The sequence below is a fragment of the Pseudomonas sp. ICMP 8385 genome, assembly GCF_002699915.1.
GTDB classification, from domain to species: domain Bacteria; phylum Pseudomonadota; class Gammaproteobacteria; order Pseudomonadales; family Pseudomonadaceae; genus Aquipseudomonas; species Aquipseudomonas gessardii.
This window is the reverse complement of record NZ_LKBY01000024.1, coordinates 74,304-94,364: the sequence shown is the minus strand read 5'-3', so window position 1 is coordinate 94,364 and position 20,061 is coordinate 74,304. Positions and strand designations below refer to the sequence as shown.

Annotated in this window: 17 protein-coding genes and 2 pseudogenes; 8 read left to right on the top strand and 11 right to left on the bottom strand. The window is 61.5% G+C overall.

Features of this window, described 5'->3' with window-relative positions:
- Positions 1-439: 439 nt before the first annotated feature.
- Genes AO268_RS05160 through AO268_RS05150 form a run of 3 tightly spaced genes read left to right on the top strand, consistent with a single transcriptional unit; the run spans position 440 to position 5,346 of the window.
- Positions 440-1,798 carry a TolC family outer membrane protein gene (locus tag AO268_RS05160; protein WP_099168061.1) on the top strand — a complete coding sequence of 453 codons (1,359 nt, stop codon included), beginning with the start codon at positions 440-442 and terminating at the stop codon, positions 1,796-1,798.
- Between the two features lie 22 nt (positions 1,799-1,820).
- Entirely contained in the window at positions 1,821-3,980 is a 2,160-nt protein-coding gene (locus AO268_RS05155) for a type I secretion system permease/ATPase (RefSeq protein ID WP_099168060.1), read from the top strand.
- 10 nt (positions 3,981-3,990) lie between these two features.
- Positions 3,991-5,346, top strand: a complete 1,356-nt coding sequence (locus tag AO268_RS05150) for an HlyD family type I secretion periplasmic adaptor subunit (protein WP_099168059.1) — start codon at positions 3,991-3,993, stop codon at positions 5,344-5,346.
- Positions 5,347-5,448: 102 nt separating this feature from the next.
- On the opposite strand, the gene AO268_RS05145 is transcribed toward AO268_RS05150, so the two are convergent.
- Positions 5,449-6,045 carry a tRNA-uridine aminocarboxypropyltransferase gene (locus AO268_RS05145; protein ID WP_099168058.1) on the bottom strand — a complete coding sequence of 199 codons (597 nt, stop codon included), beginning with the start codon at positions 6,043-6,045 and terminating at the stop codon, positions 5,449-5,451.
- A 2-nt stretch (positions 6,046-6,047) separates the two neighbouring features.
- Complete coding sequence (locus AO268_RS05140; RefSeq protein WP_076962997.1) at positions 6,048-6,941, bottom strand: LysR family transcriptional regulator; 894 nt, start codon at positions 6,939-6,941, stop codon at positions 6,048-6,050.
- A gap of 161 nt (positions 6,942-7,102) precedes the next feature.
- Between AO268_RS05140 and speB the strand changes: the two genes are divergently transcribed.
- Entirely contained in the window at positions 7,103-8,053 is a 951-nt protein-coding gene (gene speB, locus AO268_RS05135; RefSeq protein WP_076962996.1) for an agmatinase, read from the top strand.
- Positions 8,054-8,105: 52 nt separating this feature from the next.
- The gene (locus tag AO268_RS05130; protein WP_099168057.1) at positions 8,106-9,488 is read left to right on the top strand and encodes a sodium:solute symporter; all 1,383 of its coding nucleotides are present in this window, start codon (positions 8,106-8,108) and stop codon (positions 9,486-9,488) included.
- Between the two features lie 428 nt (positions 9,489-9,916).
- Here AO268_RS05130 and AO268_RS05120 read toward each other — a convergent pair whose 3' ends face one another.
- The 4 genes and pseudogenes from AO268_RS05120 to AO268_RS05110 form a co-directional block, all read right to left on the bottom strand.
- Entirely contained in the window at positions 9,917-10,519 is a 603-nt protein-coding gene (locus tag AO268_RS05120) for a peptidoglycan recognition protein family protein (protein ID WP_099168055.1), read from the bottom strand.
- A gap of 254 nt (positions 10,520-10,773) precedes the next feature.
- The gene (locus AO268_RS33055; protein ID WP_003210728.1) at positions 10,774-10,896 is read right to left on the bottom strand and encodes a PA1414 family protein; all 123 of its coding nucleotides are present in this window, start codon (positions 10,894-10,896) and stop codon (positions 10,774-10,776) included.
- A gap of 139 nt (positions 10,897-11,035) precedes the next feature.
- Positions 11,036-11,143 (bottom strand): annotated as a pseudogene (locus AO268_RS33510) (LysR family transcriptional regulator); the annotation flags it as partial.
- Positions 11,144-11,203: 60 nt separating this feature from the next.
- A complete protein-coding gene (locus AO268_RS05110) occupies positions 11,204-12,040 on the bottom strand; it encodes a CvfB family protein (RefSeq protein WP_076962992.1) in 837 nt (278 codons plus the stop codon).
- A gap of 334 nt (positions 12,041-12,374) precedes the next feature.
- Between AO268_RS05110 and AO268_RS05105 the strand changes: the two genes are divergently transcribed.
- From AO268_RS05105 to AO268_RS05095, 3 genes are all read left to right on the top strand, one after another.
- Positions 12,375-12,554: a hypothetical protein gene (locus AO268_RS05105; protein ID WP_007946007.1), complete on the top strand. Its 180-nt coding sequence runs from the start codon at positions 12,375-12,377 to the stop codon at positions 12,552-12,554.
- Positions 12,555-12,773: 219 nt separating this feature from the next.
- Positions 12,774-13,496, top strand: coding sequence for a TorF family putative porin (locus AO268_RS05100; protein ID WP_076962991.1), 723 nt, complete (start codon positions 12,774-12,776; stop codon positions 13,494-13,496).
- A 66-nt stretch (positions 13,497-13,562) separates the two neighbouring features.
- Positions 13,563-14,429, top strand: coding sequence for a DUF6279 family lipoprotein (locus tag AO268_RS05095; protein WP_099168054.1), 867 nt, complete (start codon positions 13,563-13,565; stop codon positions 14,427-14,429).
- Here the strand turns inward: AO268_RS05095 and copD are convergent.
- The 5 genes and pseudogenes from copD to AO268_RS05070 all read right to left on the bottom strand — a co-directional run bounded on the left by copD (position 14,426) and on the right by AO268_RS05070 (position 20,019).
- Positions 14,426-15,352 (bottom strand): copper homeostasis membrane protein CopD, encoded by a 927-nt coding sequence (gene copD / locus AO268_RS05090; RefSeq protein WP_099168053.1) that lies wholly within the window; start codon positions 15,350-15,352, stop codon positions 14,426-14,428. The genes AO268_RS05095 and copD overlap by 4 nt on opposite strands.
- A complete protein-coding gene (gene copC / locus AO268_RS05085) occupies positions 15,349-15,723 on the bottom strand; it encodes a copper homeostasis periplasmic binding protein CopC (RefSeq protein WP_076962988.1) in 375 nt (124 codons plus the stop codon). The genes copD and copC overlap by 4 nt, the downstream gene beginning before the upstream one ends.
- Before the next feature lie 52 nt (positions 15,724-15,775).
- A complete protein-coding gene (locus tag AO268_RS05080) occupies positions 15,776-16,618 on the bottom strand; it encodes a copper resistance protein B (protein WP_099168052.1) in 843 nt (280 codons plus the stop codon).
- Between the two features lie 10 nt (positions 16,619-16,628).
- Positions 16,629-18,445, bottom strand: a pseudogene (locus tag AO268_RS05075) (copper resistance system multicopper oxidase).
- A gap of 227 nt (positions 18,446-18,672) precedes the next feature.
- On the bottom strand, positions 18,673-20,019 hold the full coding sequence (locus tag AO268_RS05070) for a DEAD/DEAH box helicase (RefSeq protein WP_099168051.1): 1,347 nt from the start codon (positions 20,017-20,019) through the stop codon (positions 18,673-18,675).
- Between the last annotated feature and the right edge of the window lie 42 nt (positions 20,020-20,061).

Genomic DNA, 20,061 nt, shown 5'->3' with positions numbered 1-20,061 from the left:
CGGTTACGTGCACAAGTGCAGTGGATCAGATGCCCGGCCGGTCATTGAACGTGGCACAAAACCGATTCAAATCAGTTACCCATCCACGCCTCGACCCGGTTGCAGAGAGCCTCCCAAGGGGGCAAGCGACAAAAAACCGTCACCTGTAAATTCCCCTTTTTTCCGCTCCCCCTTCCTCCGCCTGCACTTGCGATTGAACTTTCCCCGAGCCGCAAAACGCGCCAAAGCGCACATAACTCAAGGCTTACGCTTTGAACAATGTATTGCTTCGCGCCGAACGCATAAGTTTTTTTGGACATAAATATTATGAGAAATCCTTCTTAGCTCCTCTCGCAAATGTTCTTAGCTCTGTTGTTACAAGCCTGAGACGGTTTGACCCCATAAATTCGTCAAATAAATGGCGACAGACCAGTAACACTGACTACAGGGAGAAGTACCCATGCGCGTCTTGACCCCCCTCTGCAGCGCGATTCTGATCGCCATGGCATGCGCCAATACCCAAGCGATGTCGTTGACCCAAGCGATCCAAAGCACGCTGGACACTCACCCGGAACTCAATGCCAGCCGTAACAGCCGGCTTTCGGCCGATGAAGAGGTGAAAGTCGCCAAGGGCGGCTTCTACCCCAGCCTCGATCTCAATGCCGCCTACGGCCGCGGCTACAGCGACAACAGCAGCACCCGCGCCCGGGGCGGCAACCACCACACCGAGACCGACAACTACACCCAGTCGGAACTGCGCCTGCGCCAGATGCTGTTCGACGGTTTCAACACCTCCAACGAAGTGCAGCGCACCGGGGCGGTGGTCAACTCCCGTGCCTACTACACCCGTGGCACCGCCGAAAGCCTGGCCCTGCGCACCGTCGAGGTGTACCTGGAAGTGCTCAAGCGCCGCGACCTGCTGACCCTGGCCAAGAACAACCTGCAGGCGCACCTGCGCGTCACCGACCAGATCGGCCTGCGCACCGAGCGCGGCATCGGCAGCACCGCCGACCGCGACCAGTCCACCGCCCGTCGGGCCCTGGCAGATAACAACTACCAGACCGCCATGGTCGACCTGCAAGACGCCGAATCGAACTTCTACAGCGTGGTCGGGCGCATGCCGGACGAACTGGAAAGCCCGGCCTCGATCAAGGGCGAGCTGCCCAGCGACCAACTCGGGGCCCGGCGCAGCATGCTGGAGAACAACCCCTATCTGAAGTCGGCCCAGTCCGATGTGATGGCCGCCGAGAGCCAATACGAAGTGGCCAAGTCGCCGTTCTATCCACGCTTCGATGCCGAGGCGGCGGTGGGTGCCAATAACAATGTGCAGGGCGACCTGGGCCACGACAACGAATGGCGGGTGGGTGTGGTAATGAACTACAACCTGTTCCGTGGCGGCAGCGACAAGGCCCGCCTGGCGTCGGACTCGCACAAGATCAACCAGGCCATGGACATCCGCAACAACGCCCTGCGCATGCTCAACGAGAACCTCAACCTGGCCTGGCACGCCATGGACAACGCGCGCATCCAGACCCCCACCGCCCGCGAATACGCCGAGACCACCCAACGCGTACGTGCGGCCTACCAGGACCAGTTCGGCCTGGGCCAACGCACCCTGCTGGACCTTTTGGACAGTGAAAACGAGCTGTACAACGCCAACCGCCGCTACACCGAAGTGCGCTACACCGAAGAGTTCTCCATGTACCGCGTGCTGGCCAACATGGGCGAGCTGCTGAACAAGGAGCGCGTGGTGGTGCCGGCCGAAGCCATTGCCCAGTCGGAAGTCAAAAGCGAAGCCCACCTGCCTGACCTGAAGTAGCCACGACCTGGAGCCGATCGCCGTGAGCCAGATGGAACCGCTGAACCCGGGTGTCGACCCGCGCCAGAGCTTTGATGACCCATTGCTCGACGGCCTGCTGATCCTGTGCAAGCTGCACGGCCGTACCGTCAGCCGTTCCAGCCTGAGCGCCGGCCTGCCCTTGGCAGAGCAACGCCTGGGCCTGGACTTACTGCCACGGGCGGCGGCCCGGGCCAGCTTGCAGGCGCGGGTGTTGCGCCGAGACTTAAAGGCCATCTCGGCGCTGAACCTGCCGGTACTGCTGCTGCTCAACGCCGGCCGCTGCGCGGTGCTGCGGCGCTGGGGCGAGGATGGCCAGGCGCTGATCCTGCCCAGCGAAGCCGAAGGCGGCGAACAGTGGGTCAGCCGCGAGGAGCTCGAAGCGGCCTACAGCGGCCAGGCCCTATTCGCCCGGCCCCGCCACGAGATCGAAGACCTGCGTGCGCCGCTGGTGCCGCGGGTCGAGGCGTGGTTTCGCGATACCCTGAAACTGTCGCGCTGGCTATACAGCGACGCGATTCTCGCCAGTTTGCTGATCAACCTGCTGGGCCTGATGGTGCCGCTGTTCGTCATGCAGACCTACGACCGCGTGGTGCCGAACCAGGCCACCTCGACCTTGTGGGTACTGGTGATCGGCCTGCTGATCGGCACGGGCTTCGAGCTGGTGCTGCGGGTGGTGCGCGCCCATCTGCTGGACACCGCCGGCAAGAAGACCGACGTGATCCTGTCAGCGACCCTGTTCGAGCGCATCACCGGTATGTCGATGAAGGCGCGCCCCGCGACCATCGGCGGTTTTGCCCAGAGCATCCATGACTTCCAGGGCCTGCGCGAATTCCTCACCGCCGTGACCCTCACCAGCCTGATCGACCTGCCCTTCGCCGTGCTGATGCTGGTGGTGATCGGCCTGCTCGGCGGCTGGCTGGTGATCATCCCTTTGTGTGCGTTCCCGCTGACCATCGGCTTTGCGATGCTGATCCAGGCGCGCCTGCGCGACACCGTGCAAAAAAGCCTGAGCCTGGGCGCCGAACGCCAGGCGCTATTGATCGAAACCCTCAGCGGCCTGGAAACCCTCAAGGCCTGCAGCGCCGAAAGCGAGCGCCAGCACCAGTGGGAAAGCACCCATGGCGCCCTCACCCGCCTCGACAGCCATGCGCGCAACCTCTCGGCGCTGGCCACCAATGGCACGCTGTTCATCCAGCAGTTTTCCGGGATGGCCACGATTGTCGCCGGGGTGTACAGCATCATCGCCGGCAGCCTCAGTGTCGGCGCGCTGGTGGCCACCTACATGCTCGGCAGCCGGGTGTTGGCGCCGCTGGGGCAGATCGCCGGGTTGATCACCCGCTACCAGCAGGCGCAATTGACCATGCGCAGCACCGATGCGCTGATGGCCCTGCCCCAGGAGCGCGACCCGCAGCAGCGCCCACTGGAACGCACACAACTGAGCGGCGCCCTGGAAGTCAGCCAGGTCACCTTCCGCTACGCCGGGCAAAACGCCCCAGCCCTGAGCCAGGTCAGTTTCCAGCTCAAGGCCGGCGAGCGCGTGGGGATTATCGGCCGCAGCGGCTCGGGCAAAAGCACCCTGGGCCGGCTGGTGATGGGCTTTTACGCGCCAGAAGAAGGCCAGCTGCTGCTCGATGGCCTCGACCTGCGCCAATTGGATGTGGCCGACCTGCGCCAGCAAGTGGGTTATGTGGCCCATGATCTGCCGCTGTTGGCCGGCAGCCTGCGCGATAACCTGACCCTGGGCGCGCGCTATATCAGCGATGCGCGGATGCTCGAAGTGGCCGAACTGACTGGCGTCAGCGAACTGGCCCGCCAGCACCCCCAAGGCTTCGACCGGCCGGTGGGCGAGCGCGGGCAGTTGCTGTCCGGCGGCCAGCGCCAGGCGGTGTTGCTGGCCCGCGCGCTGCTGCTCGACCCGACGATCCTGCTGCTGGACGAACCCACCAGCGCCATGGACAACAGCAGCGAAGAAACCCTGCGCCAGCGCCTGGAGCTATGGGTCAGGGGCAAGACATTACTGCTGGTCACGCACCGCACCTCGATGCTCAGCCTGGTCGACCGCCTGATCGTGCTGGACAACGGCCGCATCGTGGCCGACGGTCCCAAAGAAAGTGTGATCGATGCTCTGCGCAAGGGCCGTGTCGGCTCGGCCGCCGTCTAGGAGCCCCACCATGTCAGGCACTCCCGCGTCACCGGGCTATTTCAAGAGTTTTGGCAAAACCGCCGACAGCGAATTCATGCCCGAACTGGCGGGCGCTGCGCTGCAGGACTCGCCGCGCCGTTCACGGATTATCGTGTGGCTGACCGCCGGCCTGATCATCTGCGCCCTGCTGTGGGCCAACTTTGCCGTGCTCGATGAAGTGACCATGGGCGAAGGCAAGGCCATCCCGTCGAGCAAGGTGCAAGTGATCCAGAACCTGGAAGGCGGCATCGTCACCCAGATCTACGTGCGCGAAGGGCAGATGGTGGACAAGGGCGACAAACTGCTGCAACTGGACGACACACGGTTCCGCTCGAACAAGGGCGAAAGCGAAGTCGACCGGTATGCCCTCACCGCCCAGGTCGAACGCCTGTCGGCCGAGGCCGAGGGGCGGCCGTTCAAACTGTCCGATGAAGTGATCGCCAAGGCCCCGCAAGTGGCCGAGGACGAACGCTCGCTGTTTGAACAACGCCAGCGGCGCTTGAGCAGCGAGCAACGGACCTTGAGTGAACAATTGCGGCAGAAAACCCAGGAGCTGGCGGAGTTCCGTTCCAAGCAGGGCCAATTCAGCTCCAGCCTGGCGCTGCTGCAACAAGAGATGAACATGTCGGCGCCGCTGGTGGGCACCGGCGCGGTGTCGCCGGTGGAAATCCTGCGCCTCAAACGCAGCGCCGTGGAGATCCGTGGCTCGCTGAACGCCACCACCCTGGCGATCCCCCGGGCGGAATCGGCGATCAATGAGATCAAGAGCAAAATCGACGAGTCGGTGCAAAGCTTCCGCTCGGAAGCGGCCAAGGAACTCAACGAAAAACGCACCGACCTGTCAAAAATCACCGCCTCGAGCATCGCCATCGACGACCGCGTCAGCCGCACCACCGTGGTCTCGCCGGTGCACGGGGTGATCAAGCAATTGAAGGTCAACACCATCGGCGGCGTGGTCCAGCCGGGCAGCGACATGGTGGAAATCGTTCCGCTGGAAGACAACCTGCTGATCGAAGCCAAGGTGCGCCCCCAGGACGTGGCGTTCTTGCATCCGGGGCAAAAGGCGATGGTCAAGTTCAGTGCCTATGACTACACGATCTACGGCGGGCTGGCGGCGAAACTGGAGCTGATCGGCGCCGATACGATTACTGACGACAAGGGCAACAGCTTCTACCTGATCCAGGTGCGCACCGATAAGAACCATCTGGGCGGGGAGAAAAAACCGCTGCTGATCATCCCGGGGATGGTGGCGACGGTGGATATTATTACCGGGGAGAAAAGCGTGTTGGATTACTTGCTCAAACCGGTATTGAAGGCACGGACGGAGGCGATGCGTGAGCGTTAGCAGTGTTTGGGCGGGCGCCATCGCCGGCAAGCCGGCTCCCACATCGACCGCACATGTCTTGAGCGGCGCGGTCAATGGGGGAGCTGGACCTCGGTGAACCGGCTAATCACCCCCATGATTACGCTGAAAAACCGCCTCCCCCATCGCCGCAATCTGCCCCTCGATCAACGCCTCGAACGGCCGCAACAACGGCTCGAATGACTGCGGCGCCTCCAGCACCTGCAACGCCTGCACAATCGCCTCTACTGTCGATAAAGCCCCCGGCCCCGGCGCCTTGCGCAGCCGGTAGCGAGACACCGCGCCCGCCGCCAGCGTCACCCGGGGCAACGCCGCCAGCAGCGGGTTGAGGTGCAGCAGCTTGCGCGCCTTGCGCCAGGTGCCGTCGGGCACTACCAACAACAAGGGTTCGTCCGATGGGCTGTAGGCCTGCAGCGGTTGCGCATCTTCGGCGGGAAACAGCAGCCGCGCCTGATACCCCGGCGGGTTGAGCAAGGTGGGCAAGTCCTCGAAGACTTCACCTACCACCAGTTGCGCATTCATCAGGCCCAGCGCAGCCAGGCGCGCGGTATTGAGTGCATGGTTGACCTCGCTGGGATGCTGCAACAGCAACACCCGGGTGCGGCTGTCCAGGCGCGGGATCAGGGCACACAGGCAGTGGGTGGTTGGCCGCAGGCAGCGGGGGCATTGGGGTCTGGACATATTCAGGCCTGATTGAGCTGTGCTTTGAGTAAATCGCGGAAGGTCTGGATCAACGGCTCGCGGCTGCGCCCACGGCGCATGATCAGCGAAAACGGCGCCTGGTAGCCAAAGGTCGCCGGCAATAGCACCCGCAAGTCACCTTTGTCGACCCAGGCCTGGGCGTAGTGTTCGGGCAAGTAGCCGATGTAGGCGCCGGACAGCACCAGGATCAACTGCGCCTCCATGCTTTCCACGGTGGCGGCGCTGTGTTTGAAGCCGTGGCGCGCCAGTTCCGCCTGGCTCCAGTAACCGCGCCCGACCATGCGTTGCTGGGTAATCACCGGTTCCGGGATGCGCCGCTCGCTGAACAGCGGGTGGCGCGAGCTGCAATAGAGCCAGTGCTGTTCGCGGTACAGCGGCATGTAGAGCAAGCCGCTCATGCGGTTGGAGAAGGCACCGATGGCCAGGTCCAGGCGATTGTCCTGCACCCCCAGTTGCAGTTCGTAGGGGCTCATCACCGACAAGTGCAAATGCACCGCCGGGTGCTCAAGGCTATAGGCGCCGATGACTTCGGCGAATGGCAGGGCCTTGTCGCTGACAGTCGAATCAAGCACGCCCAGTTTGAGCGTGCCACGCAGTTCGCCCTTGAGCGCCGCCGCGTATTGCTCGAAGCCCTCCAGTTCGCCCAGCAGGCGCAAGGTTTCCTGGTGAAACAACTCACCCTTGCTGGTCAGGCTGAAGCCGCCACGCCCGCGATGGCACAGCACCAGGCCCAACGCGCCTTCCAATTGGCTCATATAAGTGCTGATGGCCGAGGTCGACAGGTTGAGCTCGTGCTGGGCACTGGCAAACCCTTGGTGGCGCACCACGCTTGCGAAGATGCGCAGCAGTTTCAGGTCGGGCAAGGCATTAGCCATGGGCGCTCCAGGCAAAAAATCAGCTGACAGGTCGTGTGGAGTCTACCCCAGGCATTAGTTCAGAAAAATCTGAACTAAGTATTTCCCCACAGCGATTCTTCCCTTGCCTGGCATTTCGCAGAATCGGCCTCTGATAACCACAACAACGATGAGGCACTGCCGTGGACAAGATTTTTCACCAACCACTGGGCGGCAACGAAATGCCGCGCTTTGCCGGCATCGCCACGATGATGCGCCTGCCCCACCTGCAAACCGCCGCCGGCCTGGATGCGGCCTTTGTCGGCGTGCCCCTGGATATCGGCACCTCGCTGCGCGCCGGCACCCGCTTCGGGCCGCGTGAAATCCGTGCCGAGTCGGTGATGATCCGCCCCTACAACATGGCCACCGGCGCCGCGCCGTTCGACTCGCTGTCGGTGGCCGATATCGGCGATGTGGCGATCAACACCTTCAACCTGCTGGACGCCGTGCGCATCATCGAAGAATCCTACGATGAAATCCTCAAGCACGATGTGATCCCGCTGACCCTGGGCGGCGACCACACCATCACCCTGCCGATCCTGCGGGCGATCCACAAGAAGCACGGTAAGGTCGGGCTGGTGCATATCGATGCCCATGCCGACGTCAACGACCATATGTTCGGCGAGAAAATCGCCCACGGCACCACCTTCCGCCGGGCCGTCGAAGAGGGCCTGCTCGATTGCGACCGCGTGGTGCAAATCGGCCTGCGCGCCCAGGGCTATACCGCCGAAGACTTCAACTGGAGCCGCAAACAGGGGTTCCGCGTGGTCCAGGCCGAAGAGTGCTGGCACCACTCCCTCGCGCCGTTGATGGCCGAAGTGCGGGAAAAGGTTGGCGGCGGCCCGGTGTACCTGAGTTTCGACATCGACGGCATCGACCCAGCCTGGGCGCCCGGCACCGGCACCCCGGAAATCGGCGGGCTGACCACCATCCAGGCGATCGAGATCATCCGTGGCTGCCAGGGCCTGGAGCTGATTGGTTGTGACCTGGTGGAAGTTTCGCCGCCCTACGACACCACCGGCAATACCTCGTTGCTGGGTGCCAACCTGCTGTACGAAATGCTCTGCGTGCTGCCTGGCGTCACGCACCGTTGATGTAGTGCGCCACCTGATCAGTCAATAAAAACAATAACTGGAGAGCGCCACCATGGCCCTGGATCTATTCATCGTATTTATCTACGCCGCCGGCATGCTCGTGCTCGGCTATTTCGGCATGCGCCGCGCCAAGACCCATGAAGACTATCTGGTCGCCGGGCGCAACCTGGGGCCGACCCTGTACATGGGCACCATGGCCGCGACGGTACTGGGCGGCGCGTCCACGGTGGGCAGCGTGCGCCTGGGTTATGTACATGGCATTTCCGGTTTCTGGCTCTGCGCAGCGCTGGGCACGGGGATCATTGCGCTGAACCTGTTTCTCGCCAAACCCTTGCTCAAGCTGAAAATTTTCACCGTGACCCAGGTCCTGGAGCAACGCTACAACCCCACGGCCCGCCAGGCCAGCGGGCTGATCATGCTGGCCTATGCGCTGATGCTGGCGGTGACCTCGATCCTGGGGATCGGCACCGTACTGCAAGTGATGTTCGACCTGCCGTTCTGGGCCGCCATCCTGCTGGGCGGTGGCGTGGTGCTGGTGTATTCGACCATCGGTGGCATGTGGTCGCTGACCTTGACCGATATCGTGCAGTTCGTGATCAAGACCGTCGGCCTGATGTTTATCCTGCTGCCGATCTGCCTGTACCGCGTGGGTGGCTGGGATGAACTGGTGGCCAAGCTGCCGGCAGCCAGTTTCAGCTTTACCAGCATCGGCTGGGACACCATCATCACCTACTTCATGATCTACTTTTTCGGCATCCTGATCGGCCAGGACATCTGGCAACGGGTGTTTACCGCCCGTGACGCAAAGGTCGCCCAGTATGCGGGGACCTTCGCCGGGTTCTACTGCATCCTCTACGGCCTGGCCTGTGCCCTGATCGGTATGGCCGCTCATGTGCTGATCCCGGACCTGGACAACGTCAACAACGCCTTCGCCGCCATCGTCAAACTGTCGTTGCCCGACGGCTTGCGTGGCCTGGTGATCGCGGCGGCGCTGGCGGCCATGATGTCCACCGCCAGCGCCGGCCTGCTCGCCGCCTCTACCGTGCTGACCGAAGACCTGCTGCCACGCCTGCGCGGCGGCAAGCAGTCGAGCCTGAACATCAACCGCCTGTTCACCCTGCTGACCGGCATCGCTGTACTGGGTATCGCCCTGGTGGTCACCGATGTGATCAGCGCCTTGACCCTGGCCTACAACCTGCTGGTCGGCGGCATGCTGATCCCATTGATCGGGGCGATCTACTGGAAACGCGCCACCACCTCGGGCGCGATCAGCGCCATGGCATTGGGGTTTGTCACGTCCCTGGTGTTTATGATCAAGGATGGTTTGGAGGCCAACACCCCGATCTACTACAGCCTGGGCGTGAGTGTGGTGAGTTTTGTGCTGGTGAGTGTGCTGTCGCGGCGGCCAGAGGCCACGGCGGCCGACGTGGCTTGAGTCAAGCTTGCTTGAGCGGGTGCGACGGGGGGCGTCGCATCCGTTTTTTGTTTAACTCCCAGGGCTTTCAAACAGGTCACCGCACTCGTCACAAGCAAAGTACTGCTCTGCCGCCGAACACCGGATGACCCCAGTGGCTCCCGCCCTCACCTGCCATGTACATATATGCCCGTTGTACTTCAGGTTGCCCTCCAGATAACAAGGCGCCCACTCGTAACGGTCATGCAGGGTGCGGCTATCAATCTTCGACGCCCGTTGGAAAAACGCCTGCACATGGCTTGGGTCGAGGGGCACGTCAGAAGACCGGCAACTCTCGGGCTCCTGGGATTGGAAGCTTGAGATAACAATATTTTCAAGGTTGGGGGCGTGCAGATCCGTACATCCCGCAAGAACCAGTAATGCACCTATCGGCCACGCTTTGATGGTTATCATTCCCACACCGCACTACTGGCTTCACCCGGGTTTTTATAGGATATCTGCGGGTGCCTGTAGACATCACCCGAGGACAGGTTGAAATGAACATATAACTCGTTGACGAGCCATTGAAGGGATTGGTTTTGCACGAGGGTAACGGTCTCATACCGAGAGGTATCCAAGTGTTTGCCCACCAATTCGATGCCAATAGAGTCGGAGTTCACAGGATAGCGTTCAGGGTAGCTTTTTGCTCGCTCATGTGCGTCCAACGCCTTGATCTGCGCAGTCCACGATAACGCTTGAATGCGGGCCATCTGAGCGCTGTCACATGATTTCTTATCAATTGCCAGACACTTCGAGCGAATGAGCTTTCCAACGTGGTAGCAGCGTTTCTTCAAGCTGGCCGTTTGGTAAATAAAGCCATTTTTATCAATCAGAAAGTGCGCACCGCTGCCTTTGGCGAGGTAGCCGTTGAACGTATGTTGCGCCGTAGGTGCATCCGTCTGGTGGACAACTAAAGCATGTACCGTCTGCAAATCCCCATGTTCAATCGCGTAAAACCGACGCAGTACCACTTTGTCGGAAACCAGCATTCCATCACTGTTAACAAACGACATAGCCCTGTCTTCCTTCCTTGAAGAGAGCAGGAATATAAAGCGTCCAAATACGAAAAAGGTCGGGGGAGCAGACAAAAGGAAACGTCCGACCAGAATACTTCCAGGGTCAGACAAAGCGAGCGCAACTTAATTTAGAAACCGGGTCTTCGACTGGTGCGCAGCCATCACATACAAGCGCGCCCACCTACCGTGTTCCCGGGACAGTATGACGAGCAATCGCGCCCAAACACCAATGCCTGAGCGCTTTTCCAGGCTTACCTGCGACGCGGGCGGCGCTGTTCGTCATCGGTGCGGATAGGCACCGGTTGCAGTGGTGGCTCGATCAAGCCGAGTGCGACGCCGAGGTCGTGCAGCCAGTTTTGCAGTTTCTCTTTCATGGTGCCCCCTTTGAGGGTAGTGCCGAGCAGCTGGAATTCTGTGGCTGCTTCCTACAGATAGTAGTACTAAGTCCCACGTAATGCTTGCCTGAAACCGCAACGAACCATTACTGAATTGATACAAATCCTGACGGGGCGGTCAGGCAAGCGCCCGGGCCTCTTGTACAGGCCGCGCCTTGCCCGCTTGCTGCCGCTCAATCCATGCATTGAGATTAGCCCCAAGCCTGCCTTTGCGCCACATCAGCCAGGGGGCATGGGCAACAATCGACATGCAGTCCGATAGTAGCGGGCTTACGGCAAGGGGCAATCAGCTCAGTTCAATGCGGTCGGCATGAATCACGATCTGACCCTGCTTGTACAGCGCACCAATAGCCTTCTTGAAGTTACCCTTGCTCACGCCAAACAAGTTGCTGATCACGCTCGGGTCGCTCTTGTCGCTGACCGGCAAGCTGCCGTTGTTTTCCCGCAACTTGGCGAGGATCTTCGAGTTCAGGCTGGACGCCGCTTGCTCGCCGACCGGTTGCAGGCTCAGGCTGATATTGCCGTCGGCGCGGATTTCCTTGATGAACCCCTTCTCTTCCTTGCCCGGACGCAGGAACTTGAACACTTCGTTCTTGTGGATCAGGCCCCAGTGCTTGTTATTGATGATTGCCTTGAACCCCATGTCGGTGGCTTCGGCAACCAGCAGGTCGACTTCCTGGCCCACGGTGTAGTTGGCTGGCGTCTTGTCCAGGTAACGGTCCAGGCGTGCCGTGGCGGTGATGCGTTTGGTGTGTTTGTCGAGGTAGACGTGCACCACACAGTACTCACCGGCGGTCAGTTGGCGCTTTTCCTCGGAGTAAGGCAGCAGCAGGTCCTTGGGCAGGCCCCAGTCGAGGAAGACCCCGATGCTGTTGACTTCAACCACTTTCAGGCTGGCAAACTCGCCCACCTGCACTTTTGGTTTTTCAGTGGTGGCGATAAGTTTGTCATCGCTGTCCAGATAAATAAAAACGTTAAGCCAGTCTTCATCTTCACTGGGAATATCTTTGGGAATATAACGATTGGGCAAAAGGATTTCGCCTTCTTGCTCACCGTCCAGATACAAACCAAAGTTAGTGTGTTTAACCACTTGCAAACTGTTGTAGCGCCCGACTAAAGCCATTTCCAATACCCTCATTGCGTGGGCGGCATTCTACCCGAGTTGAAGGCGGCGGTCCCGTGTCCGGGCGCGCAACCCTGAAAAAACGCGGGTTTGCCGGGCAGTGGTCGGCAATTGCTCCGCTCGTCAGGTCGAGCCCCTGCCGTGCCGCGATGGCCAGGGGCTATTTTTACCCATGGGTTTCTATTTAAAACAGCGAGTTAGGGGCTCGACCAAAGACCAACTTCGGGCGTTTATAATCGCGCCGCTTATTCCTGGGAGATATTTACCAAGCAATTGTCAAGCATTTCATGTACGATGCCTGGCCAAGTTAATTTTCTACAGGTTAGTGGCCGCCATGCGCGTAAAAGCATCCAACAGCAAAGCAAAGCCAGCTCCCGCCGTTGAAACCAGCGAATCGATCAACAACCAAATCGCCGCGTTCCTCAAGTCCGGCGGTGAAATCCAGCAGATCGCCAAGGGCGTGAGCGGCCAGACCTTCGGCCCGTCCAAGCAGATCACCCTGGGTAAGAAGTAAGCGCGCAAAGCCGCCTACGCACCCCACCTGGTCCCTAAGCGCCTTGCCTATCAAGGCGCTAGGACTAGAGCCAGCAACATCCCCCCGACACACATTCAACCACGCCAATCGACGAACGGGCCTCAATTCCTGGCTTTCGCCGGTATGCTTGCACACGTCTAGACCGGGCGTTTGCCCGATTCCTTCGGTTACTGCTCCTCGCTTTTCATGGAGTGATGCATGCTCAAAACCTGCATTTTCCTGGTCAGTGCCCTGCTCGCCAGCCCCCTCGCCCAAGCGCAGGTTTTCCAGCGTGAACTGGGCGATTTCGACTTGAAGCTGGGCACCACGCCCAGCCGCAGCATGGCCCAGGGCCTGGTCAAACCCACTGCCCCGGGCAGCAATGCATTCCACGGCGGGCTCGACCTCACCCACGCCAGCGGCCTGTATTTCGGCCAGTTTTCACCGAGCATGGGCCTGTCGCCTGCCAACAACCTGGAAGTCGACTCCTATATGGGGTTCAAGCGCCCGTTCGACCAGACCCTGGGCTATGAACTGGGGATGATCCACTACAGCTACCCCAAGCTGAGCCCCCTCGACAGCCAGGCGTTCTACGGCGGCTTGAACCTACTGGGCAATCGGTTTGGCGTGTCACTGGGCAACGACCCCGACCGCCGCGACAGCACCCTGTTTGCCGACCTGGGCGGCACCCAACCGTTTGGCATTGGCGTGAGCATGAAGTACACCACTCATCAGTTAGGCGCCCCGGCCTCGGTGGAGGGCGGCTCGATCCGTGGCTTCAGCGATTGGTCGGTGAAATTCTCCCGACCGTGGATGGGCATGGACCTGGACCTGATCTACAGCGACTCCAGCCTCAGCGGCAGCGACTGTTCGGCCTACTCTGGACACAATTCGCAATGCGATGGCCTGTTGACCCTGAAGGCCGAGCGGTCGTTTTATTGATGGGCTGAACTGTCACGCCCCCAACGGGTTCAGATAAACATCCCTGGTCTGCGCAAGGACTCGCCCATGCTGCGTCGGTTAAGAATCCTGGTGGCCTTGCTGGTCCTGAGCCTCCTGCTTGCCGGTTGCAACCGCGTGGGCCTGGCCTACCGCAACCTCGACGTGATCATCCCCTGGACCCTCAACGACTACCTGGACATGAATGCCGGGCAGAAAAGCTGGTTCAACGACACCCTCAAGGAACACCTCGCCTGGCACTGCACCACCCAGTTGCCCGGCTACCTGGACTGGCTCGACCGCCTGCAACAGATGGTCGTCCACCAGCAAGTCAGCGATGTCGCCCTGCAAACCCGCACCCTCGAAGCCAAGCAGGCAATCGCCGACGTCGCCCGGCAAATCACCCCATCGGCCATCGAACTGCTGCGCGGGCTGGATGAGCAGCAGGTGCGCGAGATGGAGGCAGCGCTGGCCAAGGACCTGCGCAAACGCCAGGACGAATACCTCAAGCCGCCCCTGGAGCAACAGATCAAGGACCGCAGCACGCGCATGAGCAAACGCCTGGATACCTGGTTGGGCCCGTTAAGCGCCAGCCAGCAAGCGCGGGTGCTGGCCTGGTCCACCGCCCTCGGCGCGCAGAACCAGCAATGGATCGGCAACCGCGCCCAGTGGCAGGCGCAGTTCATCGCGGCGGTCCAGCAACGGGCCAGCAACGATTTCCCACGCAAGATGGAGCAACTGCTGGTAGACCGTGAAAGCCTGTGGACCGCGGACTATCGCCAGGCCTATGCCCAGACCGAAGCCGCGGCCCGTAGCCTGCTGGTGGACGTGATGGCCCAAAGCACGGCGCAGCAACGCCAGAAGCTGGTGCAGAGAATCGATAAGGTGCGCAGCGATTTCCAGTCCCTCAAGTGCCTCAAGGGCCGCGCAGCCTAGTCGGACGACATCGGGCCCAATGTCCCCAGCCCTGCCACCAACCCCAGGATCAGCAGCACCGCGCCAAACTCCAGGCTCAAACTGCGGCGCAGGGCACGACAGGCCATTGCCTGCTCGCCGGTCTCCACCGCCCGCAGCAGAAGCGGGCTCAGATGGAAGCGGTTGAGTGCCGCCATGGCCAACATCACCCCAAACAACGCCAGTTTCAGGCTGAATAAAATGCCGTAGGTGCTCTGGGTAATCCCGTCCAGCGTCGCCCCGACCACCAACAGGTAATTCACCACGCCAGTGACTATCAACACCGCCACCAGCACCGCGCCGACCACCTCAAAACCGGTCAGCGCCCTGGCCAGGCTCCTCACTGGCGCAATGTCCTGCGTGTTCCCAGGCAGCAACAGCAACCCAAACGCCGCCAATGCCCCGAACCAGGCGCCGGCCGCCAACAGGTGTGCGCTGTCGGCCATCAAGTGCCAGACGCGCAGCGCCCCGTCACTCATCGCGCCGTGACCGGCCCAGGCCAGTGTCGCCAGGGCGACCCCGGCGGCCCAGGTCGCCAGCCATAGACTGCCGGTGGGCCATGCCGCACCGGTCATAACAGCCAGCACCGCGATCAACAACGCCCCGATACGCAGCATCCAGGTCAAGCCCAGCTCGGTCTGCCACAGCATCATCTGCACATGCGGCCCAAGGGCCTGCCACGCTTGCTCGCCGCTCATGGCCCGCGTCATCACCAGCAACGAAGCCATTGAAAGCAGCACACCCAGGATGGCCGTGCCGGCCAGCCAGCCCTTGATATTCAAGACCACACCGGACACTCGTTCCGACGCCTTCAAGCCATACAGAGCAAACAACCCCAAGCCAAACAGCAGCATCAGGTCCAGGTACAACGCAAACCGCAAGGCGATACCCAGTAAGTCACTCATGGCTGGACGCTGAACACCACATTACCGGTGATGGGATGGGTATCCGACGACACCGCACGCCAGTCCACCCTGTAGGTCCCGACCGGCAGCGGCGCCGTGGGCTTGATCAACATCACCTTGGGATCGCTGCCGCCCGACACGCTGGCCTTGACCGGCATGGGCGAATGGGCCATGCCGGGCATCGCGGTCATGATCAGTTTGGCCCCGGAGAACTGCGTTATCAGGTTCTCCGAAAAATGCAGCTCGATGGTTGCGGGGGCAGCGCCCTTGGCCCCGTCGGCTGGCGATGAAGACAACAACGTCGGATGTGCCAATACCGGCACGCTCATCAACAGTCCAGCACACAGCGCAACCGCTTTAAACACAGACATGCAAGGCTCCTGGCCGCTCATGACGGCAGGTTATTAGTAAAGTGGTGTTCCATCAGAACCACAGGCGTACACCCAGGACCCAGCGCACCTCGTTGCGGTCCTCGCCCTCATCCCTGGCGTATTCGGCCGTCTGGCCGTAGGCGCGATTCCAGGTCACGCCGACATAAGGCGCAAACTCGCGCCGGATTTCGTAGCGCAGCCGCACCCCGAGCTCGGTGTCTGCCAGGCCGGAACCGATCCCGCGCCCGGGGTCGTTTTTCCCATAGAAGTTGGCTTCGGCGGTGGGCTGCAAGACCAGCCGGTTGGTCAGCAAAATGTCGTAGTCACCTTCCAGGCGCGCGGCGCTCTGGCCGCCTTCACCGACAAACAGCGTGGCCTCGGCTTCAAAGTTGTACAGGGCCATGCCTTGCAGGCCGAAGGCCGCCCACGTCTGACTGTCGCCTGGCTTGAAGTCCTGGCGCATACCGGCCACCACATCCCACCAGGGGCTGATGGCATGCCCCCATAACGCCTGGACCTCGGCCTTTTCGGTCTTGCCCTTGGCGCGCTCGCCCTCGGTGCGCAACCACAGGCGATCAATATCGCCGCCCACCCAGCCGTTGACATCCCACCCCAGGGCATTGCCATCGTCGGAGCCCTGCCATTCCAACTGATTGATGACAAACAACGAGTTGAGACCGCTGTCATGCACCTTGTGCCCACCCGGTGCGTTGTAGACCGCTGCACGGTCTGCGTCGGTCAACACCGGGATCGGCGTGCGACTGTGGCTGATGGCCGCCGGCTTGGCGGGCGCCATGCCCTGCATCTGGCTGTGATCCATGGTTTGGGCAGTGGCCAGCGCCACCGGTGCACAGGTGGCGATCAGCAGTGCAACAGGTCGAAATAGATGGTTCATGGTCGGCTCCTCACTCTTGCACCCGGACTTCACGGAACATGCCCATTTCCATGTGGTACAGCAGATGGCAGTGGAAGGCCCATCGCCCCAGGGCATCGGCCGTCACCCGGTAGCTGCGACGCGAGCCCGGCGGCATGTCGATCGTGTGTTTGCGCACCATGAACTGGCCGTTTTCGTCTTCCAGGTCGCTCCACATGCCATGCAGGTGAATCGGGTGGGTCATCATGGTGTCGTTGACCAGCACCAGCCGCACCCGCTCGCCATACGTCAACCGCAGCGGCTCGGCATCGGAGAACTTCACCCCATCGAAGGACCAGGCGAACTTCTCCATATGGCCGGTCAGGTGCAACTCGATCGTACGGCCGGGCTCGCGGCCATCGGGGTCTTCAAAGGTGCTGCGCAAGTCGGCATAGGTCAGGACCTTGCGTCCGTTGTTTCGCAGGCCAATCCCCGGGTCGTCGAGCTTGGGCGAGGTGCTCATCGCCTGCATGTCCACCAGCGGGTTGTTGCTTTCGCTGGCCGGATGGCTTTGCATCGACATCCCCGCCATCGCGCTGTGGTCCATGCCGGGCATCGCACTGTGGTCCATGCCTGCCATGCTCTGGCCATCCATGCCGGACATGCCTTGCATCGCCCCGCCGTCCATCCCGGCCATCTGTCCATGGTCCATGCCCGGCATATCGCCCATGGCGCCGTGGTCCATGCCGCCCATCCCCATATCGTCCATGGTCAACCAGGGGCGCGGGTCCAGCGCTGGAACCGGCGCCAGCAATCCCGGCTGGCGGCTGAGGGTGCCGCGTGCATAGCCGGTACGGTCCATGGCTTGGGCAAACAGGGTGTAGGCCGCCTCGCTTGGCTCGACGATCACGTCATACGTCTCGGCCACGGCGATGCGTAACTCATCCACATTGACCGGTTTCACCGGCAGGCCATCAGCCGCCACCACCGTCATCTTCAAGCCTGGAATACGCACATCGAAGTAGCTCATGGCCGAGCCGTTGATAAAGCGCAGGCGGATTTTCTCACCGGCGCGAAACAGCCCGGTCCAGTTTTGCGCAGGGGCCTGGCCGTTCATCAAATAGGTGTAGGTGGTGCCGCTGACGTCCGCCAGATCCGTGGGGTTCATCTTCATTTGCGCCCACATCAGGCGGTCGGCAGCCGTGGCCGACCAGCCCTTGTCGGCCACATCCTTGATGAAGTCGCCCACGGTGGGTTTATGCAGGTTGTAGTAATCGGACTGTTTCTTCAGGGTTTTCATCAGGGCGGCGGGATCTTCGTCGGTCCAGTCGCTGAGCATCACCACGTAGTCACGCTGGTAAGTGAAGGGTTCGGGCTCCTTGGGGTCGATCACCAGCGGGCCGTAGACCCCTTGCTGCTCCTGGAGCCCGGAGTGGCTGTGATACCAGTAGGTGCCGTGCTGGTTGACCTTGAACTGGTAGACATACACCCCGCCCGGCTCGATCCCCTTGAAACTCAGCCCCGGCACACCGTCCATGTTCGCCGGCAGGATAATGCCGTGCCAGTGGATCGACGTCGGCTCCGCCAGGCGATTGCGTACGCGCAGGGTCACGGTATCGCCCTCACGCCAGCGCAGCAGCGGGCCTGGCAAACTGCCGTTGATCGTCAACGCGGTGCGCACGTTACCGGTGATATTGACCGGGGTCTGGCCGATAAACAGCTCAAACTCGCTGCCCGCCAGCACACCCGNCCCGGTGGCCCGGGGCTGGCCAGGGCCCAGCCCGGCGGCCGCCACAGGCCCGCGCCGCCCAGCAGGCTGGCCGCAGCCAGGCCTTTGACGAAGGTTCGTCGAGAAGTGTTGGAGTACATGCCGATTCCGTTCCCGTCAATTGAATGACCGCAGAGTAGGGATCGACGCCTGTCAGTTGGCTTAGTGCCAGATTACCGATTTGACAGTTTCAACGGGCCCGGAGGCGATTGAGCTGAACTCTCTGCTGGCCGGCACGGCTCAAGGAACTGAAGGAAACGGCGGCCAAGGCGAAAAACTGAGGGCATAAAAAAACCGGACATTGTCCGGTTTTTTATGGCGCCACTTTTTATTCAGCAGCCGGTGCTTCTGGCTTGCGGCGCTTGAGCGGCGCCATGCCGTCCTTGCTGACCAACGACAGGTTGTCGGTCTTCGGCCGGTTGGCGATCTTGCGCTTGGTCGGCGACTTGGCGCCGGTTTTCTTCTTGTCGCCCTTGGCGTCGACCTTTTTCTTCTTCACGCCCACAGCCTTGCCCGAGGCCTTGACCTTCTTCGGCCCGCTGTAGGTGCCTTTGACTTCCTTGATGGTGCGGCGCTCGAACGACTGCTTGAGGTAGCGCTCGATGCTCGACATCAGGTTCCAGTCGCCATGGCAGATCAGCGAGATGGCCAGGCCATCGTTGCCGGCACGCCCGGTACGGCCGATACGGTGCACATACTCGTCGCCGCTGCGCGGCATATCGAAGTTGATCACCATGTCCAGGCCTTCCACGTCCAGGCCGCGCGCGGCGACGTCGGTGGCCACCAGGATCTTCACGCCGCCCTGCTTGAGGCGGTCGATGGCCAGCTTGCGGTCCTTCTGGTCCTTCTCACCGTGCAACACAAACGCCTTGTACTCCTGAGCCACCAGGCGCCCGTAGATACGGTCGGCCATGGCCCGGGTGTTGGTGAACACAATGGCCTTCTGATAGGTCTCGTTGGCCAGCAGCCAGTTGAGGATCTGCTCTTTGTGCACATTGTGGTCAGCGGTGATGATCTGCTGGCGGGTGGTCGAGTTCAGGTCGCTGACATTATTGACCTGCAGGTGCTCAGGGTTGTTCAGGACCTTGGCGACCATCTCGCGCAGGGTCGAACCGCCGGTGGTAGCAGAGAACAGCATGGTCTGCTGGCGGTTGACGCACTCTTCGACCAGGCGCTGCACGTCGTCGGCAAAGCCCATGTCGAGCATGCGGTCGGCTTCGTCGAGCACCAGCACTTCGACTTCCTTGAGGTCCAGGTTGCCGGCGTTCAGTTGCTCGATCATCCGCCCCGGGGTGCCAATCAGGATATCCGGGACCTTGCGCAGCATGGCGGCCTGGACCTTGAAGTCTTCGCCACCGGTGATCAGGCCGGACTTGATGAAGGTGAACTGCGAGAAGCGCTCCACTTCCTTCAAGGTCTGCTGGGCCAGCTCACGGGTAGGCAGCAGGATCAGGGTCTTGATGCTGACGCGCACCTTGGCCGGGCCGATCAGACGGTTGAGGATCGGCAGGACGAAAGCGGCGGTCTTGCCACTCCCGGTTTGCGCCGTCACCCGCAGGTCACGCCCTTGGAGCGCGAGCGGGATGGCCGCAGCTTGCACAGGCGTAGGCTCGACAAATTTAAGCTCGGCCACGGCTTTGAGCAGGCGTTCGTGCAGGGCGAATTGGGAAAACACGGGTGCTACCTCGAAGAAATACAAAAAATCAGCTGCATAGGG